At 70.6% G+C, this 23430-nt stretch carries 20 protein-coding genes; 16 read left to right on the top strand and 4 right to left on the bottom strand.

From position 1 onward, the window contains the following. Positions 1-15 precede the first annotated feature (15 nt). The 6 genes from ruvB to ACQEVM_RS23885 all read left to right on the top strand — a co-directional run bounded on the left by ruvB (position 16) and on the right by ACQEVM_RS23885 (position 8006). Positions 16-1089 (top strand): Holliday junction branch migration DNA helicase RuvB, encoded by a 1074-nt coding sequence (ruvB, locus tag ACQEVM_RS23910; RefSeq protein ID WP_053676649.1) that lies wholly within the window; start codon positions 16-18, stop codon positions 1087-1089. A gap of 164 nt (positions 1090-1253) precedes the next feature. Continuing rightward, positions 1254-1736 carry a preprotein translocase subunit YajC gene (gene yajC, locus ACQEVM_RS23905; RefSeq protein WP_433082246.1) on the top strand — a complete coding sequence of 161 codons (483 nt, stop codon included), beginning with the start codon at positions 1254-1256 and terminating at the stop codon, positions 1734-1736. A gap of 153 nt (positions 1737-1889) precedes the next feature. Further along, complete coding sequence (secD, locus tag ACQEVM_RS23900; RefSeq protein WP_433082244.1) at positions 1890-3725, top strand: protein translocase subunit SecD; 1836 nt, start codon at positions 1890-1892, stop codon at positions 3723-3725. A 3-nt stretch (positions 3726-3728) separates the two neighbouring features. After that, positions 3729-4796 carry a protein translocase subunit SecF gene (gene secF, locus ACQEVM_RS23895; protein ID WP_433082242.1) on the top strand — a complete coding sequence of 356 codons (1068 nt, stop codon included), beginning with the start codon at positions 3729-3731 and terminating at the stop codon, positions 4794-4796. Further along, the gene (locus ACQEVM_RS23890; protein WP_053676646.1) at positions 4793-5344 is read left to right on the top strand and encodes an adenine phosphoribosyltransferase; all 552 of its coding nucleotides are present in this window, start codon (positions 4793-4795) and stop codon (positions 5342-5344) included. The genes secF and ACQEVM_RS23890 overlap by 4 nt, the downstream gene beginning before the upstream one ends. Before the next feature lie 238 nt (positions 5345-5582). Then, positions 5583-8006, top strand: a complete 2424-nt coding sequence (locus tag ACQEVM_RS23885) for a RelA/SpoT family protein (protein WP_433082239.1) — start codon at positions 5583-5585, stop codon at positions 8004-8006. A gap of 81 nt (positions 8007-8087) precedes the next feature. Here the strand turns inward: ACQEVM_RS23885 and ACQEVM_RS23880 are convergent, their stop codons facing one another. Both ACQEVM_RS23880 and ACQEVM_RS23875 read right to left on the bottom strand, forming a co-directional pair. Beyond that, positions 8088-9317, bottom strand: coding sequence for a DUF349 domain-containing protein (locus tag ACQEVM_RS23880; protein ID WP_433082237.1), 1230 nt, complete (start codon positions 9315-9317; stop codon positions 8088-8090). A gap of 198 nt (positions 9318-9515) precedes the next feature. Beyond that, positions 9516-10292 carry a peptidylprolyl isomerase gene (locus tag ACQEVM_RS23875; RefSeq protein WP_433082235.1) on the bottom strand — a complete coding sequence of 259 codons (777 nt, stop codon included), beginning with the start codon at positions 10290-10292 and terminating at the stop codon, positions 9516-9518. A 163-nt stretch (positions 10293-10455) separates the two neighbouring features. On the opposite strand from ACQEVM_RS23875, the gene ACQEVM_RS23870 reads away from it, so the two are divergent. The 5 genes from ACQEVM_RS23870 (at position 10456) to ACQEVM_RS23850 (ending at position 15446) form a co-directional block, all read left to right on the top strand. Then, the gene (locus ACQEVM_RS23870) at positions 10456-11175 is read left to right on the top strand and encodes an MBL fold metallo-hydrolase (RefSeq protein WP_351375297.1); all 720 of its coding nucleotides are present in this window, start codon (positions 10456-10458) and stop codon (positions 11173-11175) included. Positions 11176-11185: 10 nt separating this feature from the next. Further along, positions 11186-12448 carry a histidine--tRNA ligase gene (gene hisS, locus ACQEVM_RS23865; protein WP_433082233.1) on the top strand — a complete coding sequence of 421 codons (1263 nt, stop codon included), beginning with the start codon at positions 11186-11188 and terminating at the stop codon, positions 12446-12448. Between the two features lie 189 nt (positions 12449-12637). Further along, the gene (locus ACQEVM_RS23860; protein ID WP_433082231.1) at positions 12638-13249 is read left to right on the top strand and encodes a vitamin K epoxide reductase family protein; all 612 of its coding nucleotides are present in this window, start codon (positions 12638-12640) and stop codon (positions 13247-13249) included. 50 nt (positions 13250-13299) lie between these two features. Then, positions 13300-14649 carry a replication-associated recombination protein A gene (locus tag ACQEVM_RS23855; RefSeq protein WP_433082229.1) on the top strand — a complete coding sequence of 450 codons (1350 nt, stop codon included), beginning with the start codon at positions 13300-13302 and terminating at the stop codon, positions 14647-14649. Between the two features lie 80 nt (positions 14650-14729). Further along, a complete protein-coding gene (locus ACQEVM_RS23850; RefSeq protein ID WP_433082227.1) occupies positions 14730-15446 on the top strand; it encodes an HNH endonuclease family protein in 717 nt (238 codons plus the stop codon). On the opposite strand, the gene ACQEVM_RS23845 is transcribed toward ACQEVM_RS23850, so the two are convergent. Then, positions 15437-16342, bottom strand: coding sequence for a DUF2470 domain-containing protein (locus ACQEVM_RS23845; RefSeq protein WP_433082225.1), 906 nt, complete (start codon positions 16340-16342; stop codon positions 15437-15439). The two genes, ACQEVM_RS23850 and ACQEVM_RS23845, sit on opposite strands and share 10 nt — an antisense overlap. 55 nt (positions 16343-16397) lie before the next feature. On the opposite strand from ACQEVM_RS23845, the gene rpsD reads away from it, so the two are divergent. Further along, the gene (rpsD, locus tag ACQEVM_RS23840; RefSeq protein WP_030294564.1) at positions 16398-17009 is read left to right on the top strand and encodes a 30S ribosomal protein S4; all 612 of its coding nucleotides are present in this window, start codon (positions 16398-16400) and stop codon (positions 17007-17009) included. Positions 17010-17036: 27 nt separating this feature from the next. Here rpsD and ACQEVM_RS23835 read toward each other — a convergent pair whose 3' ends face one another. After that, complete coding sequence (locus tag ACQEVM_RS23835) at positions 17037-19250, bottom strand: ATP-binding protein (RefSeq protein WP_433082222.1); 2214 nt, start codon at positions 19248-19250, stop codon at positions 17037-17039. A gap of 126 nt (positions 19251-19376) precedes the next feature. Between ACQEVM_RS23835 and ACQEVM_RS23830 the strand changes: the two genes are divergently transcribed. The 4 genes from ACQEVM_RS23830 to ruvX are packed head-to-tail and all read left to right on the top strand — an operon-like array spanning position 19377 to position 23345. Continuing rightward, complete coding sequence (locus ACQEVM_RS23830; protein ID WP_433082220.1) at positions 19377-19829, top strand: DUF948 domain-containing protein; 453 nt, start codon at positions 19377-19379, stop codon at positions 19827-19829. 8 nt (positions 19830-19837) lie between these two features. Next, positions 19838-20191: a DUF6167 family protein gene (locus tag ACQEVM_RS23825; RefSeq protein WP_433082218.1), complete on the top strand. Its 354-nt coding sequence runs from the start codon at positions 19838-19840 to the stop codon at positions 20189-20191. Continuing rightward, positions 20191-22878 carry an alanine--tRNA ligase gene (gene alaS, locus ACQEVM_RS23820; protein ID WP_433082216.1) on the top strand — a complete coding sequence of 896 codons (2688 nt, stop codon included), beginning with the start codon at positions 20191-20193 and terminating at the stop codon, positions 22876-22878. Before ACQEVM_RS23825 ends, alaS begins: the two co-directional genes overlap by 1 nt. Beyond that, positions 22875-23345 carry a Holliday junction resolvase RuvX gene (ruvX, locus tag ACQEVM_RS23815; protein WP_053676633.1) on the top strand — a complete coding sequence of 157 codons (471 nt, stop codon included), beginning with the start codon at positions 22875-22877 and terminating at the stop codon, positions 23343-23345. Before alaS ends, ruvX begins: the two co-directional genes overlap by 4 nt. Positions 23346-23430 lie beyond the last annotated feature (85 nt).

Here is a 23430-nt window from a genome sequence, read left to right as displayed (position 1 = left end):
AGGCAGACTGACACCGTGAACTGGGACGACGAGACCGACGCAGCCGAGACCGACCGTCTTGTCGCGGCGGCGGCCGGCGGCGAGGACACCGCCGTCGAGGCGGCCCTGAGGCCCAAGGACCTCGGCGAGTTCGTCGGCCAGGAGAAGGTCCGCCGGCAGCTCGACCTCGTCCTCAAGGCGGCCCGCCAGCGCGGGGCCACCGCCGATCACGTCCTGCTCTCGGGTGCGCCCGGCCTCGGCAAGACCACCCTCTCCATGATCATCGCCGCCGAGATGGGGGCACCCATCCGGATCACGTCCGGTCCCGCCATCCAGCACGCCGGCGACCTCGCCGCGATCCTGTCCTCCCTCCAGGAGGGCGAGGTCCTCTTCCTCGACGAGATCCACCGCATGTCCCGGCCCGCCGAGGAGATGCTGTACATGGCCATGGAGGACTTCCGCGTCGACGTGATCGTCGGCAAGGGCCCGGGAGCGACCGCCATCCCGCTGGAGCTGCCGCCCTTCACCCTGGTCGGCGCCACCACCCGGGCCGGACTGCTGCCCCCGCCGCTGCGCGACCGCTTCGGCTTCACCGGGCACATGGAGTTCTACGTACCGGAGGAACTCGAACGGGTCATTCACCGCTCGGCCCGCCTCCTCGACGTGGAGATCGACACGGCCGGCGCCGCGGAGATCGCAGGCCGCTCCCGGGGCACCCCGCGCATCGCCAACCGGCTCCTGCGCCGAGTCCGGGACTATGCCCAGGTCAGGGCCGACGGAGTGATCAACCGCGAGGTGGCCGGCACCGCCCTCCAGCTGTACGAGGTGGATGCGCGTGGGCTCGACCGGCTCGACCGGGCCGTGCTGGAGGCCCTGCTCAAGCTGTTCGGCGGTGGACCCGTTGGTCTGTCCACCCTCGCGGTGGCCGTCGGGGAGGAGCGGGAGACCGTCGAGGAGGTGGCCGAACCCTTCCTGGTGCGCGAGGGGCTGCTGGCACGGACGCCCAGGGGTCGGGTCGCGACCCCCGCCGCCTGGGCCCACCTGGGGCTCGTGCCGCCCCAGCAGGGCGGTAGTGGATCAAGCGGACAACAGGGGTTGTTCAGGGCCTGACGGCGCGGAGGTTCGACCGCCCAGGAACTGCGGTGCCATGCTGGGCGTTGTTCCATCGGTGCGGACTCGCCTAGACTCCGCCGATGCCGACCCTTCGGGTCGGCATGCCCACCCCCGTAGAAGAAGGCCGTCTCCCGTACGGTCGTGCGAAGGATCTCCGTCCCGTGAATCTCGTGACACTCCTCCCGTTCATCGTGCTCATCGGGGCGATGTTCCTGATGACCCGCTCCGCCAAGAAGAAGCAGCAGGCGGCCGCGCAGATGCGCAACGAAATGACGCCCGGCACCGGGGTCCGCACCATCGGTGGCATGTACGCCACCGTGAAGGAGATCGGTGAGGACACCGTCACCCTCGAGGTGGCTCCCGGCGTCCACGCCGTCTACGCGAAGAACTCCATCGGCGCCGTCCTGGACGACGCCGAGTACAACCGCATCGTCCACGGCGCCACCGATGATCTGACCATCGACACGCCGGTCGTCCCGGACGACGCCTCCTCGCTGACCGCGGGCGAGACGCCGAAGACCGACCTGTCGAAGGACGAGGACGAGGCTCCCAAGCTCGACCTGGGCAAGAAGGACGAGCCCGGCGACGGGCCCGCCGACGAGCCGAAGGACGGCAAGACCGACGGCGAGGCCGGCGCGAAGTAGCGCTTCGCCGGGAACCGCGGAGGCGCCTGATCGGCGGCCGCCGCGGTTCCCGTGAGTGACACTTCTGCGGGGGGCAGGGGTCCCCACCACACATTTCGTGGCCGTCCGCGTGCTGACCCGGCGCGGGACGGTTGGACAGGGAGATACGACAAGGTGGCAGCACCGAAGAAGGGCCGGCGGCCCACGGGGGCTCAGGGGAGGCCGGGGCGTGCCCTGGCGATCATCCTGATCGCGATGGTGGCGCTCACCGCGGGGATGTTCCTCTCCAAGCAGACGACTCCCCGACTGGGCATCGACCTCGCCGGCGGTACGAGCATCACGCTCAAGGCGAAGAGCGAGCCCGGCAAACCGGACGCGATCAACGAGACCAACATGAACACCGCGGTCGGCATCATCGACCGCCGTGTCAACGGTCTCGGTGTGTCGGAGGCCGAGGTCCAGACGCAGGGCCGCGACCACATCATCGTGAACATCCCCAAGGGAGTGAACGAGCAGCAGGCGCGCGAGCAGGTCGGTACCACCGCCCAGCTCTACTTCCGCCCGGTCCTGGCCTTCACCCCGAGTGAGCCGGCCACGCCCAACGCCACGCCGAATCCGTCCGGCAGCCCGTCCGCGAAGCCCTCCGGCAGTCCGTCCGCGAAGCCCTCCGCGAGCGGCTCCGGCGCCCCCAAGGCCCAAGACGGCAAGCCGTCGGCCACCCCGTCGTCCAGCGCCACTTCCCAGGGCCGCGCGCTCAGCGAGGGCCTCAAGGCCCCGAGCGCCCCCTCTCCCACGCCGTCGGCGAACGGGTCGAAGAAGGCAGACGACAACAAGGCCACCACCCCGGCCACCACGCCGGCACCGGTCCCGTCCGGTGCCGATGCCGCCGCGGCCGACCTGCAGGCCAAGTTCGCGGCGCTGAACTGCGCCGACCCGGCGCAGCGCGCCGTGGCCGGCAAGGGCGCCAAGCCCGAGGACCCGATGGTCGCCTGTGGCGACCGCGGCAAGTGGGTGCTCGGCCCCGCCGGCGTCAACGGTCAGGACGTCGACAAGGCGAAGGGCCAGATCAACCCGCAGACCGGTGAGTGGATCGTCACGATGCAGTTCACCGACAAGGGCTCGGACAAGTTCGCCAAGATCACCGGTGAGCTCGCCACCAAGCAGATGCCGCAGAACCAGTTCGCGATCGTGCTCGACGGCTCGGTGATCTCCGACCCGTCCGTGAGCCAGGCGCTGACCGGCGGCAACGCCGAGATCTCCGGTGGTGGCTTCACCCAGGAGTCCGCCACGGACCTGGGCAACATGCTCTCGTACGGCGCGCTGCCGCTCTCCTTCCAGGAGGACAGCGTCACCACCGTCACCCCCGCGCTCGGCAGCGAGCAGCTGAAGGCCGGTCTGATCGCCGGCGCCATCGGCCTGCTCCTCGTGGTGATCTACCTGCTGGTCTACTACCGGGGCCTGGCGTTCATCGCGATCGTCAGCCTCCTGGTGTCCGCGATCCTCACCTACACGATCATGGCGCTGCTCGGAAAGGGCATCGGGTTCGCGCTGAACCTGCCCGCCGTCTGTGGTGCCATCGTCGCGATCGGCATCACGGCGGACTCGTTCATCGTGTACTTCGAACGCATCCGTGACGAGATCCGCGAAGGCCGCACCCTGCGTCCGGCCGTGGAGCGCGCCTGGCCGCGGGCCCGGCGCACCATCCTGGTCTCCGACTTCGTGTCGTTCCTCGCCGCCGCGGTGCTGTTCATCGTCACCGTCGGCAAGGTCCAGGGCTTCGCCTTCACGCTGGGTCTGACCACCCTGCTCGACGTGGTCGTGGTGTTCCTCTTCACCAAGCCGATCATGACGCTGATGGCTCGTACGACGTTCTTCTCCAGCGGCCACCCGTGGTCCGGGCTGGACCCGAAGCGGCTCGGCGCCAAGCCCCCGCTGCGCCGGTCCCGCAGCACCGGTACCGGTGCGAGTGCCGCCACCGTGTCCGCCCCCGTCGACTCGAAGGAGGCGTGAGAGATGTCGAAGCTGGGAGATCTCGGCGCCAGGCTGTACCGCGGTGAGGTCGGCTACGACTTCGTCGGCAAGCGTTTCCTCTGGTACGGCGTTTCCATCCTGATCACCATCACGGCGATCGTGGCCCTGGCCGTTCAGGGCCTCAACATGGGCATCGAATTCAAGGGAGGTGCCGTCTTCACCACCCCGAAGCCGGCCGCCTCCGTCGCCCAGACGACGGAGATCGCGGAGAAGGCCTCCGGGCACGACGCGATCGTCCAGGAGCTCGGCACCGGCGGCATGCGCATCCAGATCTCCGGTCTGGACACCGACGCCGCCGCCGACGTGAAGAAGGACCTGGCGGCCGAGCTGAAGGTGCCGGCCGGGGACATCAACGCGGACCTGGTCGGCCCGAGCTGGGGCGAGCAGATCGCGAACAAGGCCTGGACCGGCCTCGCCATCTTCATGGTCCTCGTGGTGATCTACCTCGCCATCGCCTTCGAGTGGCGGATGGCGGTCGCCGCGCTGGTCGCGCTGATCCACGACCTCACCATCACCGTCGGCGTGTACGCGCTCGTCGGGTTCGAGGTCACCCCGGGCACCGTGATCGGTCTGCTCACGATCCTCGGTTACTCCCTCTACGACACCGTCGTCGTCTTCGACGGTCTCAAGGAGGGGTCGAAGGACATCACCAAGCAGACCCGCTACACCTTCAGCGAGATCGCCAACCGCAGCATCAACGGCACGTTGGTCCGCTCGATCAACACCACCGTGGTGGCGCTGCTCCCGGTCGGGGCCCTGCTCTTCATCGGCGGCGGCTTCCTGGGCGCGGGCATGCTCAACGACATCTCGCTGTCGCTGTTCGTCGGTCTCGCGGCCGGTGCGTACTCCTCGATCTTCATCGCGACCCCGCTGGTCGTGGACCTGAAGGAGCGCGAGCCGGCCATGAAGGCCCTCAAGAAGCGGGTGCTCGCGAAGCGGGCCGCCGCCGCGGCCAAGGGCGAGCCCGTCGACGACGGCCAGGCCGCCGAGGGCTCCCCGCAGGTCGTGGCCCAGGGCCAGGTCGAGGGCCACGGACGGCGGCGCCGATGACCGCGTGCGCACCCGAGGTCCGCGAACTGCTGCTCAGCCGGATCAAGGACGTCCCGGACTACCCGAAGCCGGGGGTGATGTTCAAGGACATCACCCCGCTGCTGGCCGACCCCAAGGCCTTCGCGGCCCTGACGGACGCGCTGGTGGACCTCGCGGCCCGGTACGGCGCGACGAAGATCGTCGGGCTGGAGGCGCGCGGGTTCATCCTGGCGGCCCCGGTGGCCGTCCAGGCCGGGATCGGCTTCGTGCCGGTCCGCAAGGCCGGGAAGCTGCCCGGAGCGACGCTCTCGCAGTCCTACGAGCTGGAGTACGGGACCGCGGAGATCGAGGTCCACGCCGAGGACCTGTCGGCCGGTGACCGGGTCATGGTCATCGACGACGTCCTGGCGACCGGCGGCACGGCCGACGCCTCGCTCTCGCTGATCCGGCGCGCCGGCGCCGAGGTCGCCGGCGTGGCGGTCCTGATGGAACTGTCGTTCCTGCCGGGCCGCGCCCGGCTGGAGCCGGGCCTCGACGGCGCTCCGCTGGACGCGCTGATCGTGGTCTGACCCTTCCGTCACACGGAGCGGGCGGTGTACCGGGGCGACCGGTACACCGCCCGCTCCGGCTTTGCGGGGGCGCGCGGCGCACTCCGCCGCAGACCCGTCGCGGGCGAACGCCGGCGGATCGGGGCGTGCCCGGGCGGCGGCGGGGGAGCCGGGGCCGAGGGGAACGAGCCGGCGCAACCCTCGCTACCATGGGTTGTCCGGACCTGACCGGGGCACCGGATCCGCTTGAGGAGCGCTCTTGCCAGACGAGGTCCAGCCAATCTCCGCCGCGCAGCCCGACCCGCAGCCCGAGGAGGCCGCGGCGGCCGCGGCCACGCCCCCGCCGGCCCCGCCGGTCAAGCCCGCTCAGGCGAAGCCGGCCGGGTCCTCCAACCGGGTGCGCGCCCGGCTCGCGCGCCTCGGCGTACAGCGCTCCAACCCGTACAACCCGGTACTGGAACCCCTGCTCCGCATCGTCCGCGGCAACGACCCCAAGATCGAGTCGGCGACGCTGCGTCAGATCGAGCAGGCGTACCAGGTCGCGGAGCGTTGGCACCGCGGCCAGAAGCGCAAGAGCGGCGACCCGTACATCACGCACCCGCTCGCGGTGACCACGATCCTCGCCGAGCTGGGCATGGACCCCGCGACGCTGATGGCGGGTCTGCTGCACGACACCGTCGAGGACACCGAGTACGGGCTGGACCAGCTCAGACGCGACTTCGGCGACGCCGTCGCGCTGCTCGTCGACGGGGTCACCAAGCTCGACCGGGTCAAGTTCGGCGAGGCCGCGCAGGCCGAGACCGTGCGCAAGATGGTCGTCGCCATGGCCAAGGACCCCCGGGTGCTGGTCATCAAGCTCGCGGACCGCCTGCACAACATGCGCACGATGCGCTACCTCAAGCGGGAGAAGCAGGAGAAGAAGGCCCGCGAGACGCTGGAGATCTACGCGCCCCTGGCCCACCGGCTGGGCATGAACACGATCAAGTGGGAGTTGGAGGACCTCGCCTTCGCGATCCTCTACCCCAAGATGTACGACGAGATCGTGCGTCTGGTCGCGGAGCGGGCGCCCAAGCGCGACGAGTACCTCACCGTCGTCACGGACGAGGTGCAGACCGACCTCAGGGCGGCCCGCATCAAGGCCACCGTCACCGGCCGGCCCAAGCACTACTACAGCGTCTACCAGAAGATGATCGTGCGCGGTCGCGACTTCGCGGAGATCTACGACCTGGTCGGCATCCGGGTCCTGGTGGACACCGTCCGGGACTGCTACGCGGCCCTCGGCACCGTGCACGCGCGGTGGAACCCGGTCCCCGGCCGGTTCAAGGACTACATCGCGATGCCCAAGTTCAACATGTACCAGTCGCTGCACACGACGGTCATCGGGCCCAGCGGCAAGCCGGTCGAACTCCAGATCCGCACGTTCGACATGCACCGCCGTGCCGAGTACGGCATCGCCGCCCACTGGAAGTACAAGCAGCAGACCGTCGCCGGCACCTCCAAGGTGCGCACCGACGTGCCGCAGGCGGCCAAGGGCAGCGCCGGGCAGGACACCGTCAACGACATGGCGTGGCTGCGGCAGCTGCTGGACTGGCAGAAGGAGACCGAGGACCCGGGCGAGTTCCTGGACTCGCTGCGCTTCGACCTCTCCCGCAACGAGGTCTTCGTCTTCACGCCCAAGGGCGATGTCATAGCGCTGCCCGCGGGTGCCACCTCCGTGGACTTCGCGTACGCCGTGCACACCGAGGTCGGTCATCGCACGATAGGAGCGCGGGTCAACGGGCGGTTGGTGCCGCTCGAATCGACCCTCGACAACGGCGACCTGGTCGAGGTGTTCACCTCCAAGGCCGAGGGCGCCGGACCCTCCCGGGACTGGCTGGGCTTCGTCAAGTCCCCACGGGCCCGCAACAAGATCCGGGCCTGGTTCTCCAAGGAGCGCCGCGACGAGGCGATCGAGCACGGCAAGGACGCCATCGCGCGGGCCATGCGCAAGCAGAACCTGCCGATCCAGCGCATCCTGACGGGGGACTCGCTCGTCACCCTGGCGCACGAGATGCGCTACCCCGACATCTCGTCCCTGTACGCGGCGATCGGCGAGGGCCACGTGGCCGCGCAGGGCGTCGTCCAGAAGCTGGTGCAGGCCCTCGGCGGCGAGGAGGCCGCCAACGAGGACATCGAGGAGAGCATCCCGCCGGCGCGCGGCAAGTCCAAGCGCCGCGCCAACGCCGATCCGGGCGTGGTCGTCAAGGGCGTGGACGACGTCTGGGTCAAGCTGGCCCGCTGCTGCACCCCGGTGCCGGGAGACCCCATCATCGGGTTCGTCACGCGGGGCAGCGGCGTGTCCGTGCACCGCGCGGACTGCGTCAACGTGGACTCCCTCTCCCAGCAGCCCGAGCGGATGCTGGAAGTCGAGTGGGCGCCCACCCAGTCCTCCGTCTTCCTCGTCGCCATCCAGGTCGAGGCGCTGGATCGGTCCCGACTGCTGTCCGACGTCACCCGCGTCCTGTCGGACCAGCACGTCAACATCCTGTCCGCGGCCGTGCAGACCTCGCGCGACCGGGTGGCCACCTCCCGGTTCACCTTCGAGATGGGCGACCCGAAGCACCTGGGGCACGTCCTGAAGGCCGTACGCGGCGTCGAGGGCGTCTACGACGTCTACCGCGTCACCTCGGCCCGCAGGCCGTAGCCCGCGGCCCCCGGGGCCGAACACCGAACGGGCACCACCGGAGGATTCCGATGGTGCCCGTCTCCACGTGTCGAGCCGGCGTCAGCCGCCGAACTCCTCCAGGCCCTTGAGCGCCTGGTCCAGCAGCGCCTGACGGCCCTCCAGCTCCCGGGAGAGCTTGTCGGCCCGCGCGTTGTTGCCCGAGGCCCGCGCCGCGTCGATCTGCCCGCGCAGCTTGTCGACCGCCGCCTGGAGCTGACCCGTCAGACCGGCCGCACGCGCCCGGGCCTCCGGGTTCGTACGCCGCCACTCGCCCTCCTCGGCCTCCTGGATGGCCCGCTCCACGGCGTGCATCCGACCCTCGACCTTGGGACGGGCGTCGCGCGGTACGTGGCCGATGGCCTCCCAGCGCTCGTTCAGGGAGCGGAAGCCGGCACGCGCCGCCTTCAGGTCCGTGATCGGGACGAGCTTCTCGGCCTCGTCGGCCAGCTCCTCCTTGAGCTTCAGGTTCTCCGTCTGCTCGGCGTCGCGCTCGGCGAAGACCTCGCTGCGGGCGGCGAAGAAGACGTCCTGCGCACCGCGGAAACGGTTCCACAGGTCGTCCTCGGACTCGCGCTGCGCCCGACCCGCCGCCTTCCAGCTCTCCATCAGCTCGCGGTAGCGGGCGGCCGTCGGACCCCAGTCCGTCGACTTCGACAGCGACTCGGCCTCGGAGACCAGCTTCTCCTTGGCCTTGCGGGCGTCCTCGCGCTGCGCGTCGAGCGACGCGAAGTGCGCCTTGCGACGCTTGGAGAAGGCGGAGCGGGCGTGGGAGAAGCGGTGCCACAGCTCGTCGTCCGACTTGCGGTCGAGCCGGGGCAGGCCCTTCCAGATGTCCACCAGGGCACGCAGCCGTTCACCGGCACTGCGCCACTGGTCGCTCTGCGCCAGCTCCTCGGCCTCGACGACCAAGGCGTCCTTGGCCGTACGGGCCTCGTCCGCCTGCCGGGCCTTCTGGATCTTGCGCTCCTCGCGCCGCGAGTCCACCGTCGCGACCAGCTTGTCCAGCCGGACGCGCAGGGCGTCGAGGTCACCCACGACGTGGTGCTCGTCCAACTGCGTCCGCAGATGGTCGATGGCCGTCTGGGCGTCCTTGGCGGACAGATCGGTGGTCCGCACCCGCCGTTCGAGGAGGCCGATCTCGACCACCAGGCCCTCGTACTTGCGCTCGAAGTAGGCCAGGGCCTCCTCAGGGGTGCCCGCCTGCCACGAGCCGACGACCTGCTCGCCCTCGGCTGTACGCACGTACACGGTGCCGGTCTCGTCGACTCGGCCCCACGGGTCGCTGCTCACAGCGCCTCCTCCACCTGATGCCTTGCGAGGGGTTCACCCCCTGGGCATCGTCCACAGTTTCCTGGGGCGGGCCGCGCCCGCCCTGCACAACGCCAACATAGGCGACCGCCGGGTCGGCTGTCCGCATCCCGCACGACGGAATATCGACGCGCGGGCGGTGGACCGGCCGGGTTCGGGCCGCCGTCGCTCGGTCCTCGGTCAGTTCTTGGTGACGACGCCCTTCTCGATGGTCACACCGTTCTTGGGGGCCCCGTCCTGGGCCCCGTCGGCGGTTCCCGCCTTGGCGATCCCCTCCAGGACCTTCACGCCGGCCGCGTCGATCTTGCCGAAGGGCGTGTACGAGGGGGCCAGCGGGCTGTCCTTGTAGACGAGGAAGAACTGGCTGCCGCCGCTGCCCGGCTGACCCGTGTTCGCCATCGCCACCGTGCCGGCCGGGTAGACGACCTGACCCTGGTCGTTCGGCTTGCCGAGGGAGTCGAGGTTCTCGTCGGGGATCGTGTAGCCGGGGCCGCCCGTCCCGGTGCCCTCGGGGTCGCCGCACTGGAGCACGAAGATCCCGCCGGTCACCAGGCGGTGGCACTTGGTCTTGTCGAAGAAGCCCTTGTCGGCGAGCGACTTGAACGAGTTGACGGTCTGCGGGGTCTTCGCCGCGTCCATCTCGAACTTGATCGCGCCCGCGTTCGTCTTCAGGTCGAAGGTGTACTTCGCCTTCTGGTCGATCGCCATGGCCGGCGGCGACTGCTTGGGCGATGGCGAGGACGACGGGGTGTCCGTCGGGTCGGTCGCCTTCGTGTCCTTCGAATCGAAGACGCCTCCCACCACCAGGCCGATCAGCGTGGCGACCACCACGGCCACCGCCGCACCGATCACCGCCATGTTGCGGCGCGCCTTGCGCCGGGCCGCGGCCCGGTTCGCCTGCTGGCGCTCGTACTTCTCCCTGGCGAGCTGTCGCCGACGCTGATCGCTCGTGACCACCGGTCGTCTCCTTGTGCGTCTCTGGTACCGCTGTCCGGGCTGGGCTAGGCCGTACCGTATATGGGTTCGCTGTGTAATGAGCGGCGCCGGTAGGCTCTGAGCAGCGGTATTTCCATCCGCGGCCGCTTCCGTGGCTCCCATCGGACGACGATTGAGGACGAACGTGCTGATTGCCGGGTTCCCCGCCGGGGCCTGGGGGACCAATTGCTATGTGGTCGCCCCCGCCGCCGGTGAGGAGTGCGTGATCATCGACCCGGGCCACCAGGCCACCCAGGGCGTCGAGGACACGCTGAGGAAGCATCGGCTCAAGCCCGTCGCGGTCGTCCTGACCCATGGCCACATCGACCATGTGGCCTCGGTGGTCCCGGTGTGCGGGGCGCACGACGTGCCGGCCTGGATCCACCCCGCCGACCGCTACATGATGAGCGACCCGGAGAAGGCCCTCGGCCGGTCCATCGGGATGCCGCTCATGGGCGAGTTGACCATCGGCGAGCCGGACGACGTCCGGGAACTGGCCGACGGCGCCGCCCTGAGATTGGCCGGGATGGACTTCTCCGTGGCTCACGCGCCCGGGCATACCGAGGGGTCGGTGACGTTCAGGATGCCCGAGGCGGCCGACATCCCGCCGGTCTTCTTCTCGGGCGACCTGCTCTTCGCCGGCTCCGTCGGACGCACCGACCTGCCCGGCGGCTCCCACGCCGAGATGCTCCGGTCGCTGGCCCGCGTGTGCCTGCCGCTGGACGACTCGACGGTGGTGCTGTCCGGCCACGGTCCCCAGACCACCATCGGGCGCGAACGCGCGACCAACCCGTACCTGCGGGAAGTCGCCGCCGGCGGCCCGGACCGCGGAGACGGCACCGCCGCTCCACGACGAGGAATGTGACGAGAGTTTCGTGAGTACTTTTCAGGCCCCCAAGGGCACGTACGACCTGCTGCCCCCCCGCTCGGCGACCTTCCTGGCGGTGCGCGAGGCGATCTCGGCTCCGCTGAGGAACTCGGGCTACGGGTACGTCGAGACCCCCGGCTTCGAGAACGTCGAGCTCTTCTCGCGCGGCGTCGGTGAGTCCACCGACATCGTCAGCAAGGAGATGTACACCCTCACGACCAAGGGCGGCGACCAGCTCGCCCTGCGCCCCGAGGGCACCGCGTCGGTGCTGCGCGCGGCGCTCCAGGGCAACCTGCACAAGGCGGGCCTGCTGCCCGTCAAGCTCTGGTACTCCGGTTCCTACTACCGCTACGAGCGGGCGCAGAAGGGCCGCTACCGCCACTTCTCGCAGGTCGGCGCCGAGGCCATCGGCTCCGAGGACCCGGCCCTGGACGCCGAGCTGATCATCCTGGCCGACCAGGCGTACCGCACGCTGGGCCTGCGCAACTTCCGCGTCCTGCTCAACTCGCTGGGCGACAAGGAGTGCCGCCCGGTCTACCGGGAGGCCCTCCAGGGCTTCCTGCGCGGGCTCGACCTGGACGCCGAGACCGTGCGCCGGGCCGAGATCAACCCGCTGCGCGTGCTCGACGACAAGCGCGAGGACGTGCAGAAGCAGCTCGTCGGGGCGCCGATGCTGCGCGACTACCTCTGCGACGCGTGCAAGGCGTACCACGAGGAGGTGCGGGCCCTGGTGACGGCGGCCGGCGTCGCCTTCGAGGACGACGAGAAGCTGGTGCGCGGCCTCGACTACTACACCCGGACCACCTTCGAGTTCGTCCACGACGGCCTGGGCTCGCAGTCGGCGGTCGGCGGCGGCGGTCGCTACGACGGCCTGTCCGAGATGATCGGCGGCCCGTCGCTGCCGTCGGTGGGCTGGGCCCTGGGCGTGGACCGGACGGTCCTCGCGCTGGAGGCCGAGGGCGTGACGCTGGACATCCCCGCCGCGACCTCCGTCTTCGGCGTGGCCCTCGGCGAGGAGGCCCGCCGGGTGCTCTTCGGCAAGGTCACGGAGCTGCGGCGGGCCGGCGTCGCCGCCGACTTCGCGTTCGGCGGCAAGGGCCTCAAGGGCGCGATGAAGGACGCGAACCGCTCGGGGGCGCGCTTCGCGGCCGTCCTGGGTGAGCGCGACCTCGCCGAGGGCGTCGTCCAGCTGAAGGACATGCAGTCCGGCGAGCAGGGCCCGGTGGCCCTCACCGACCTGGTGGACGTGCTCCGCTCCAGGCTGGCCTGACCGAGACCACCCGAGGGGGCGGGGCCGGGGACCGTTTCCCGACCCCGCCCCCTCGGGTGTTCCGGGGGCGCGGGCACGGCCCGGAGTCCCTCGGTCCGGCCGCCTTGTGCCCATCGAACGGTGGGCGCACAGCCCCGTACGGCACAATGGCCGGTCCTTGACGACCTTGCAGATGTGGAGCGGGCGGGTATGACGACAACAGGTGCTGACGCGGACGCCGCCCGGACCCACGGCGGCAGCCGGGCCCTGGCGCTCCTTCTGGTGATCACGGGAGCGGCCGGACTGCTCGCCGCCTGGGTGATCACCATCGACAAGTTCAAGCTGCTGGAGGACCCGAACTTCACGCCGGGGTGCAGCCTCAACCCGATCGTCTCCTGCGGCAACATCATGAAGAGCGACCAGGCGTCCGTCTTCGGGTTCCCCAACCCGATGCTGGGTCTGGTCACCTACGCGATCGTGATCTGCGTCGGCATGAGCCTGCTCGCCGGGGCCCGGTTCCGGCCCTGGTACTGGCTCACCCTGAACGCCGGCACCCTCTTCGGCGTCGTCTTCTGCACCTGGCTGATGTACCAGTCGCTGTACAACATCAACTCGCTGTGCCTGTGGTGCTGCCTGGCCTGGGTCGCCACCATCGTCATGTTCTGGTACGTCACCTCCCACAACGTCCGCCAGGGGCTGCTGCCCGCCCCGGGGTGGCTGAAGGCCTTCTTCGACGAGTTCACGTGGGTCGCGCCCGTGCTGCACGTCGGGATCATCGGCATGCTGATCCTGACCCGCTGGTGGGACTTCTGGACCTCCTGAGCCCGACGGAGCCCGACGGCGGTGTCGGTGGGCTCGCATAGGCTTCCCGTGTGGAACCAGATCTCTTCACCGCCGCAGCCGAGGACCGCCAGGAGAAGGACCCGTCGAGTTCTCCACTCGCCGTCCGGATGCGTCCGCGCACCCTGGACGAGGTCGTCGGCCAGCAGCACCTGCTGAAGCCCGGCTCGCCGCTGCGCCGCCTCGTCGGCGAGGGCGCCGGGGGACCGGCCGGAGCCTCGTCGGTGATCCTCTGGGGACCGCCCGGCATCGGGAAGACCACCCTCGCGTACGTCGTCAGTCAGGCGACGCAGAAGCGGTTCGTGGAGCTGTCCGCGATCACGGCGGGCGTGAAGGAGGTCCGGGCGGTCATCGAGGGCGCCCGACGCGCGGCCGGAGGGTACGGCAAGGAGACCGTCCTCTTCCTCGACGAGATCCACCGCTTCAGCAAGGCCCAGCAGGACTCCCTGCTGCCGGCCGTGGAGAACCGCTGGGTGACCCTCATCGCGGCCACCACGGAGAACCCGTACTTCTCGATCATCTCCCCGCTGCTGTCGCGCTCCCTGCTGCTGACGCTGGAACCGCTGACCGACGAGGACCTGAGCGCCCTGATGAAGCGGGCGCTGGCGGAGGAACGGGGCCTGGGCGGGGCCGTCACCCTGCCGGCCGACGCGGAGGCCCACCTGCTGCGCATCGCCGGCGGCGACGCCCGGCGGGCCCTGACGGCGCTGGAGGCGGGGGCAGGGTCGGCCATCGCCAAGGGCGAGGAGGAGATCACCCTCGAAACCGTCGAGGAGGCGGTCGACCGGGCGGCCGTGCGCTACGACCGGGACGGCGATCAGCACTACGACGTGGCGAGCGCCCTCATCAAGTCCATCCGCGGCTCCGACGTGGACGCGGCTCTGCACTACCTGGCACGGATGATCGACGCGGGGGAGGACCCCCGGTTCATCGCGCGACGCCTGATGATCTCCGCGAGCGAGGACATCGGCCTGGCGGACCCCACCGCCCTGCCGTTGGCCGTGGCAGCGGCCCAGGCCGTGGCCATGATCGGTTTCCCGGAGGCGGCCCTGACCCTGTCGCACGCCACGATCGCGCTGGCCCTGGCACCCAAGTCGAACACCGCCACGACCGCGATCGGCGCCGCGCTGGCCGACGTGCGGGCCGGGTCGGCGGGCTCCGTCCCCGCGCACCTGCGCGACGGCCACTACAAGGGGGCGGCGAAGCTCGGTCACGCCGTCGGGTACGTCTACCCGCACGACGTCCCCGGCGCCATCGCCGCGCAGCAGTACGCGCCGGACGAGATCCACGGCAAGCGGTACTACGAGCCGACCCGGTACGGCGCCGAGGCGCGGTACGCGGACGTGGTGGAGAAGGTCCGCGAGCGCCTGCGCGGGTCGTAGCGGGCGGGCCGCCTCGCGGGGCGCGGTGCCGGGCGGCGCGGGGCAGGCAGGATCCGGAAGAGACGGTCTAGGCTCCGGGCATGGGCAGTCGGGCTCCGCTGATCGTCGTCGTCGCGGCCGTGCTGTCGGCCGCCGGATGCCATCACGGGGACGGGGCGGAGCGTCCCGCCGGCATCGCGGCGCTCGTCTCGGGGGCGCCGCTCACGAGCCCCGGGTTCCCGCCGACCGCGCGGGAGGCGACCGACCGGCTGGCCGGGCTCAAGGTCGAGTGGGGCAGGAACTGGCAGACCTACAAGCGGGAGAACTTCGGCCGCTACTGGTCGGACGAGACCGACGCCCTCGGTGGCCGCAACGGCTGCGACACCCGCGACGACGTGTTGCGCCGGGACCTCAAGCAACTCCGGGAGGGGGACCGCAACCCGTGCGTGGTGCTTTCCGGGGTGCTGCACGACCCGTACACCGGCAAGGAGATCCCCTACACCTACCGCCGCGCCTCCGGGATCGAGACGGACCACGTCGTCGCGCTGGGCGCCGCCTGGCGGGGAGGGGCCCACGCCTGGACGCCGCGACGCAGGCTGGAGTACGCCAACGACCTGAACGTCCTGCTCGCCGTGGACAAGCAGACCAACCAGGACAAGGGCAGCAGGACCGCCGACAAGTGGAAGCCCCCGCGGCGGGCGTACTGGTGCGAGTACGCCCGGCGCTACACCGGCATCAAGGCGACGTACGGGCTGTCGGTGACACCGCCGGAGAAGGACGCCCTCGTCGAGATGCTGGCGACCTGCCCTCAGGGGTGACCGGCAGCCGAGAAGAGCGTGTGCATCGCCCGGCGCAGACCGCAGATGTCCGATACCGGCTCCGGGAAGTCGAAGCGGGCGTCGAAGGCGGCGGAGGGGTCGCAGCCCGTGAAGCGCACGCGCAGCCCCAGTCGGTCGAGGGCCAGCGGGACCGCGTTCATGCCCTGCGCCCCGCGTGTGCCGAGCAGCCCGCACAGGTCCGCGATCCGGTCGCCGTGGGCGGCGGAGAGGTGCTGGAGGAGTTCCGTCTCGTGGGCGACCATCGGGTCCGGCTCCGCCGCCGCCAGCTCGTCCGGGTCCACCTGCTCCGCACCCCACAGGTCGTCCACCGAGATCTCGCCGACCTCCAGGCGGAGCATCATCCAGGCGGGGCGGCCCGAGTACGGGGCGTCCAGGGACTCGGACATGCCGAGCAGCTCGCCCACCGGACTGCGCTCCGCGAGCAGCGCCGCACAGGCCGGCCGGTCGTCCCCGCGCACCGGCGTCAGCCACCCGGCGAGCCAGGCGCGGCCTCGGATACGATGGGGCACGGACACCGGCGCCACATCCGTGATCTCGATCACGGCGGTGAGGTCGTCGTCCTGGGCGTGAGCGGCTGCCCTGGCAGCCGCGGATTCCCCTGAAACAAGGAGAATCACGTCCCCGTCCGGGGTGACGGTCCGAGCGGCCGGCAGCCCTGTCCCGAACTCTTCCTGGTCGAAAGCACCCGGGAGCGTGAGGGATACTGAGGCGTTGGACTCTACGAGGGTTCGTACGCGTTCGGCTCCGGTGAGCTGCCGAACGCCTTCCCTGGGACGCGGCTGACCTTGCTTATCGTCGTCGAAAGCAGATTCCGTATCGTTGGAATCTGAACTTCGACGCGCACTGGGCAGGGGGATCCCATGTGGTCGAGACATTACGTCCTCCTCGCTAAGGTAAGCCTCACCTAACTTACATGGAGGTAGGTTCCACGTGAACCAGAAGCGACCCAAGGTCAAGAAGTCGCGTGCCCTCGGCATTGCGCTGACCCCGAAGGCCGTCAAGTACTTCGAGGCCCGCCCCTACCCGCCGGGCGAGCACGGCCGTGGCCGCAAGCAGAACTCGGACTACAAGGTTCGTCTGCTGGAGAAGCAGCGTCTGCGCGCTCAGTACGACATCTCTGAGCGTCAGATGGCCCGCGCGTACGACCGCGCCAAGAAGGCCGAAGGCAAGACGGGCGAGGCGCTTGTCGTCGAGCTCGAGCGTCGCCTCGACGCCCTGGTCCTGCGTTCGGGCATCGCCCGCACCATCTACCAGGCTCGCCAGATGGTCGTTCACGGCCACATCGAGGTCAACGGTGGCAAGGTCGACAAGCCGTCGTTCCGTGTCCGCCCGGACGACGTCATCACGGTGCGCGAGCGCAGCCGCGAGAAGGTTCCGTTCCAGGTTGCCCGTGAGGGTGGCTACGCAGGCGAGGGCGAGACCCCCCGTTACCTGCAGGTCAACCTGAAGGCCCTGGCCTTCCGCCTGGACCGCGACCCGAACCGCAAGGAAATCCCGGTCATCTGCGACGAGCAGCTCGTCGTCGAGTACTACGCCCGCTGATTCGGCGGACGTAGCCTCACAGGCTGGTCAACCCGCCGGTTCCCCCTTGGGGGAGCCGGCGGGTTTCCTGTTGTCCGCGCCCGCCCCGGCGCGGCCCGCCGTCCGGGTGGGCATCGTGCGAGGCCTCGGCAGCGCGACCGCGGCAACCGGCTGCGGCCCCCGCAACGCCCGCTCCACCAGCGCGTCCGACGACAGGGCCCGCCCGTGCCGGGCGCCGGCCGCGTAGTGCTCGGTGCCGATCAGCTCGCCCGCGCGCTCCAGGCACCTCAGCCGGGGCGCGTTGAAGTACCCCGAGCCGAAGAGCCTCAGCCCGACGCCGTCCCACATCGGCTCGGCCGCGCCCTGGAGCACCGCCGCCTCCGCCGGATGCCCCTCCGTCACCGTGACCAGGGCCAACAGCTCGATCGCGAGGACCAACCCCACCAGGTCCCGGAACGCGTGGTTGATCTCCACGCACTCGGTCAGCAGTGACCGCGCCCGCCCCGTGTCCCCGGCGTCCAGCGCCGCGTACGCCAGCACGTACAGCGCGTACGCCTTCGTCCAGAGCTCCCCGCGCTCCTCGCAGATCTCCCGGACCTCCTCGCACAGCGAGAGCGCGCCGGCCGGCTCCCCCAGGAAGGCCAGCGACATCGCCAGCTCCACCTGGCACATCAACACGTTGCTGTTCAGCTCGCCGGCCTCCCGGTAGCGCTCCAACGCCGTGCCCAACAGTTCCCGGGCCCGCGCCATGTCGTCCGAGACCAGGGCCAGACAGCCCAGGCGGTGCACCGCGTACGCCGCGGCCACGGGGTTCCCCGTACGGGCCGCGCCGTCCCGGCACTCGTACAGGGCGCTCATCGAGGCCACCGGGTCGCCCTGGAGGGCGGCCACGTACCCCAGCACCCAGAGCGCCTTCAGCCGCGAACTCTCGTACTCCGGGCCCGGAACGTGCTCCAGCGTGCGGTCCAACCAGTGCCGGCCCTCGGTGAGCCGACCGCAGCCCGCCCAGTAGAACCAGAGGGTGCCCGCCAGGTACTGGCCCAGATGCAGCTCCTCCGGTTCGTCGAGACAGCACTCCAGGGCCAGCCGCAGGTTCGGCAGCTCCGCCTCCACCAGCGCGGCCACCTCCCGCTGACGCGGACTGAACCAGTCCAGCTCGCACCAGGTCGCCAGCCCCATGTACCAGTCCCGGTGCCGTCGCCGCAGCCGCCCGGCGTCGCCCAGCGACTCCAGCCAGCCCGCGCCGTACAGGCGCACGGTCTCCAGCATCCGGTAGCGCACCCCGGCCGGGGTCTCCTCCTTCACCAACAGCGACTGGGTCAGCAACTCCCCGACCAGGTCCAGCACGGACTCCACCGGCAGGTCCCGACCGGCGCACACGTATTCGGCGGCGTCGAGGTCGAACCGCCCGGCGAAGACCGAGAGCCGCGCCCACAGCAGGCGCTCCGGCGGCGTGCACAGCTCGTGGCTCCAGCCGATCGCCGTACGCAGCGTCCGGTGCCGCGGCAACGCCCCGCGCGCCCCGCCCGTCAGCAGGGCGAACCGGTCCGCCAGTCGGGCCGAGACCTGCTCCGGCGCCAGCGCGCGCAGCCGGCCCGCCGCCAGCTCCAGCGCCAGCGGGATCCCGTCGAGCCGCTCGCACAGCCCGATCAGCGCCCCCCGGTTGGCGTCCGTCACCTCGAAGGCCGGGTCGAGTGCCGACGCCCGGTTCGCCAGCAGCTCCAAGGCCTCCTCGGCGACCGGCGGGGCCAACGGGAAGACCAGCTCCCCGTCCACCTCCAGAGGACGCCGTCCCGCGGCCAGCACCCGCAGACCGGGGGAGCGGAGCAGCAGCTCCCGGACCAGGACCGCGCACTCGTCGACCAGCTGCTCGAACCCGTCCAGGACCAACAGCAGCCGGCGCCCCGCCAGGTGCTCGGTCAGGACGGTCCGCAGCGGCCGGGTGGTGTGGTCGGTCAGGCCGAGCGCCTCTGCGACGGCGAACTCCAGGAACGCCGGATCCCGCACGGACGACAACTCCGCCCACCACACGCCGTCGCAGTAGCGTTCCTGCTCGGCCGGGGTCCCGGCCGCCTCCAGCTCCCGGGCGGCCGCCAGCGCCAGCCGGGACTTGCCCACGCCCCCGACTCCGGTCACCGTCACGAGCCGCGAGGTCCCGAGGAGCCGTTCCAGCCCGTCGAGTTCGTCCCCCCGGCCGACGAACGCGCTCAGCTCCGAGGGAAGATTGCCCCAGGTCCTGTTTCGAAGGGGTCTCTGTCGCATGGGACACGGAGAGTACTGGTCCGGACGCGCCCCGTACAAGGCGGACCCCGAGGCTCCGGAATTCCGGTACGGGCGGGGATCTCCGGCGCGATAGGGTCGGACGACGACCTTTATACGTGGCGATCGATGTGCAGAGAGTGGTGCGAAGTGTCCGGTGGAGAGGTGGCCGGGATCCTCGTGGCCGTCTTCTGGGCCATTCTGGTCTCCTTCCTCGCCGTGGTGTTGGTGAGGCTGGCCCAGGTCCTGAAGGCGACCACCAAGATGGTGGCCGACGTGACCGAACAGGCGGTCCCGCTGTTGGCCGACGCCTCCACGACCGTCCGCTCCGCCCGCACCCAGCTCGACCGGGTCGACGCCATCGCGAGCGACGTCCAGGAAGTCACCTCCAACGCCTCCGCGCTGTCCTCGACCGTCGCCTCCACCTTCGGCGGCCCCCTGGTCAAGGTCGCGGCCTTCGGCTACGGGGTCCGCAAGGCGCTGGGCAAGAACACGGACGCCGCACCGAAGAAGACATCCCGACGAACCGTGATCGTCGGCCGTACGGTGCCGACGCCCCGGCGCCGGAAGCAGAAGGGCTGAGACCTCCGATGTTCCGCCGAGCCTTCTGGTTCACCGCCGGCGCCGCCGCCGGCGTGTGGGCCACCACCAAGGTCAACCGACAGCTGAAGAAGCTGACACCGGAGAGCCTCGCCGCGCAGGCCGCCGACAAGGCGGTGGAGGCGGGCCACCGCCTCAAGGACTTCGCCCTGGACGTCAAGGCGGGAATGACGCAGCGCGAAGACGAGCTGAACGATGCGTTGGGGCTCCACCAGGACCCCGACCGGCCCGACAACGTCACCGCCCTCCCCGGGCCGCGACGACTGAAGGCCCTGGAGAACGACCAGACCACCCACCGCACGAACCACTCGACGGTCGGGTACAACCGGAATGAGGACCACTGATGGAGTCGGCTGAAATCCGCCGCCGCTGGCTGAGCTTCTTCGAGGAGCGCGGTCACACCGTTGTCCCTTCGGCGTCGCTCATCGCGGACGACCCGACTCTGCTGCTGGTCAACGCGGGCATGGTCCCGTTCAAGCCGTACTTCCTCGGCGAGACCAAGCCCCCGGCCCCCCGGGCCACGAGCGTGCAGAAGTGCGTCCGTACCCCGGACATCGAAGAGGTCGGCAAGACCACCCGCCACGGCACGTTCTTCCAGATGTGCGGCAACTTCTCCTTCGGGGACTACTTCAAGGAAGGCGCCATCAAGTACGCCTGGGAGCTGCTCACCAGCTCCGTGGCGGACGGCGGCTACGGCCTCGAACCCGAGAAGCTCTGGATCACCGTCTACCTCGACGACGACGAGGCCGAGACGATCTGGCGCGACGTGGTCGGCGTCCCCGCCGAGCGCATCCAGCGCCTGGGCAAGAAGGACAACTTCTGGTCCATGGGCGTCCCCGGCCCCTGTGGCCCGTGCTCGGAGATCAACTACGACCGCGGCCCGGAGTTCGGCGTCGAGGGCGGCCCCGCCGTCAACGACGAGCGCTACGTGGAGATCTGGAACCTGGTCTTCATGCAGTTCGAGCGCGGCGCCGGCGACGGGAAGGAAGACTTCCCGATCCTCGGCGACCTGCCGTCGAAGAACATCGACACCGGTCTCGGCCTCGAACGTCTCGCCATGATCCTGCAGGGCGTGCAGAACATGTACGAGACCGACACCCTGCGCGTGGTCATGGACAAGGCCACCGAGCTCACCGGCGTCCAGTACGGGGCCGCCCACGGCACCGACGTCTCGATGCGCGTGGTCGCCGACCACATCCGCACCTCGGTGATGCTCATCGGTGACGGCGTCACCCCCGGCAACGAGGGCCGCGGCTACGTGCTGCGCCGCATCATGCGCCGCGCCATCCGCAACATGCGCCTCATGGGCGCCACCGGTCCCGTCGTCCAGGAACTCGTGGACGTCGTGATCAGCACGATGGGGCAGCAGTACCCGGAGCTGACCACCGACCGCAAGCGCATCGAGACCGTCGCCCTCGCCGAGGAAGCCGCCTTCCTGAAGGCCGTCAAGGGCGGCACGAACATCCTCGACACCGCCGTGAGCGAGACCAAGGCGACCGGTGGCACCGTCCTTTCGGGCGACAAGGCGTTCCTGCTCCACGACACCTGGGGCTTCCCGATCGACCTCACCCTGGAGATGGCCTCCGAACAGGGCCTCTCCGTGGACGAGCCCGGCTTCCGCCGCCTGATGCAGGAACAGCGCGACCGCGCCAAGGCCGACGCCAAGGCCAAGAAGACCGGCCACGCGGACATGTCCGCCTACCGGGAGATCGCCGACGGCGCCGGAGCCACCGAGTTCACCGGCTACGCCACCACCCAGGGCGAGTCCACGATCGTCGGCCTGCTGGTCAACGGCGTCTCCGCGCCCGCCGCCTCCGAGGGCGACGAGGTCGAGATCGTCCTCGACCGCACCCCCTTCTATGCGGAGGGCGGCGGCCAGCTCGCCGACCAGGGTCGGATCAAGCTCGACTCCGGCGCCGTCGTCGTCGTCCGCGACGTACAGCAGCCCGTCCCGGGCGTCTCCGTGCACAAGGGTTCCGTCCAGGTCGGCGAGGTGACGGTGGGCGCCTCGGCGTACGCCGCCATCGACATCAACCGTCGCCGCGCCATCGCCCGCGCCCACTCGGCCACGCACCTGACGCACCAGGCGCTGCGCGACGCCCTCGGCCCCACGGCCGCCCAGGCCGGCTCCGAGAACTCGCCGGGCCGCTTCCGCTTCGACTTCGGCTCCCCGAACGCCGTCCCCGGCACGGTCCTCACCGACGTCGAGCAGAAGATCAACGATGTGCTCTCGCGCGAGCTGGACGTCACCGCCGAGATCATGAGCATCGACGAGGCCAAGAAGCAGGGCGCCATCGCCGAGTTCGGCGAGAAGTACGGCGAGCGCGTGCGCGTCGTCACCATCGGCGACTTCTCCAAGGAGCTGTGCGGCGGCACGCACGTCGGCAACACCGCCCAGCTGGGCCTGGTGAAGCTGCTCGGCGAGTCCTCCATCGGTTCCGGCGTGCGCCGTGTCGAGGCTCTCGTGGGCGTGGACGCGTACAACTTCCTCGCCAAGGAGCACACGGTCGTCGCCCAGCTCCAGGAGCTGGTCAAGGGCCGTCCGGAGGAGCTTCCGGAGAAGATCGCCTCCATGCTCGGCAAGCTGAAGGACGCCGAGAAGGAGATCGAGAAGTTCCGCGCGGAGAAGGTCCTCCAGGCCGCCGCCGGTCTCGCCGCCGGCGCCCAGGACGTACGGGGCGTCGCGCTCGTCACCGGCCAGGTGCCGGACGGCACCGGCGCCGACGACCTGCGCAAGCTGGTCCTCGACGTCCGCGGCCGGCTCGCCCAGGCGCCGGGGCAGGGCGACCGCCCGGCCGTCGTCGCGCTGTTCACCGTCGCCAACGATCGCCCGCTGACGGTCATCGCCACCAACGAGGCCGCCCGCGAACGCGGCCTCAAGGCCGGTGACCTGGTGCGCACCGCCGCCAAGACCCTCGGTGGCGGTGGCGGCGGCAAGCCCGACGTCGCCCAGGGCGGCGGTCAGAACCCGGCCGCCATCGGCGACGCCGTCGCGGCCGTCGAGCGGCTCGTGGGCGAGACCGCCCGATGACACTGCGCCGCGGCCGCCGGCTGGCCGTCGATGTCGGTGACGCCCGGATCGGGGTCGCCTCGTGCGACCCCGACGGGGTGCTGGCCACACCGGTGGAAACCGTGCCGGGACGGGACATCCCCTTCGCCCACCGGCGGCTGCGGCAGCTCGTCGCCGAGTACGAGCCCCTCGAAGTCGTGGTCGGCCTCCCCCGCTCGCTCAGCGGGCGGGAGGGGCCGGCCGCGGTCAAGGTGCGCGCCTTCGCGAACGAACTGGCCAAGGGCATCAAGCCGGTGACGGTCCGTCTCGTGGACGAGCGGATGACCACGGTCACCGCGGCCCAGGGGCTGCGGGCGTCCGGGAAGAACGCGAAGAAGGGGCGCTCGGTCATCGACCAGGCGGCCGCCGTCGTGATCCTGCAAACCGCTCTTGAGACCGAACGGGTATCGGGTAATCCGCCCGGCGAGTGCGTCGAAGTGGTTGTCTGATCGCGATACGGTAACGTTCCGCGCGATGTGGCGGCATTCGAACAGCCGTCGCCCACCACTTCAGAGGCGGAACCGGGTGCCGCGG

The organism is Streptomyces sp. CA-243310 (assembly GCF_050936775.1).
GTDB lineage: Bacteria > Actinomycetota > Actinomycetes > Streptomycetales > Streptomycetaceae > Streptomyces.
Note: the sequence above shows the minus strand (reverse complement) of the source record. Positions and strands in the feature narration are given on the sequence as shown.

Excerpts from the sequence above, each read along its gene's own strand:
- ACQEVM_RS23835 (WP_433082222.1), bottom strand. The coding sequence starts at position 19,250 with ATGCGACAGAGACCCCTTCGAAACAGGACCTGGGGCAATCTTCCCTCG.
- ACQEVM_RS23830 (WP_433082220.1), top strand. The coding sequence starts at position 19,377 with ATGTGCAGAGAGTGGTGCGAAGTGTCCGGTGGAGAGGTGGCCGGGATC.
- ruvX (WP_053676633.1), top strand. The coding sequence starts at position 22,875 with ATGACACTGCGCCGCGGCCGCCGGCTGGCCGTCGATGTCGGTGACGCC.
- alaS (WP_433082216.1), top strand. The coding sequence starts at position 20,191 with ATGGAGTCGGCTGAAATCCGCCGCCGCTGGCTGAGCTTCTTCGAGGAG.
- ACQEVM_RS23890 (WP_053676646.1), top strand. The coding sequence starts at position 4,793 with ATGACCGCGTGCGCACCCGAGGTCCGCGAACTGCTGCTCAGCCGGATC.
- ACQEVM_RS23850 (WP_433082227.1), top strand. The coding sequence starts at position 14,730 with ATGGGCAGTCGGGCTCCGCTGATCGTCGTCGTCGCGGCCGTGCTGTCG.
- ACQEVM_RS23845 (WP_433082225.1), bottom strand. The coding sequence starts at position 16,342 with ATGTCTCGACCACATGGGATCCCCCTGCCCAGTGCGCGTCGAAGTTCA.
- ACQEVM_RS23860 (WP_433082231.1), top strand. The coding sequence starts at position 12,638 with ATGACGACAACAGGTGCTGACGCGGACGCCGCCCGGACCCACGGCGGC.
- secF (WP_433082242.1), top strand. The coding sequence starts at position 3,729 with ATGTCGAAGCTGGGAGATCTCGGCGCCAGGCTGTACCGCGGTGAGGTC.
- ACQEVM_RS23825 (WP_433082218.1), top strand. The coding sequence starts at position 19,838 with ATGTTCCGCCGAGCCTTCTGGTTCACCGCCGGCGCCGCCGCCGGCGTG.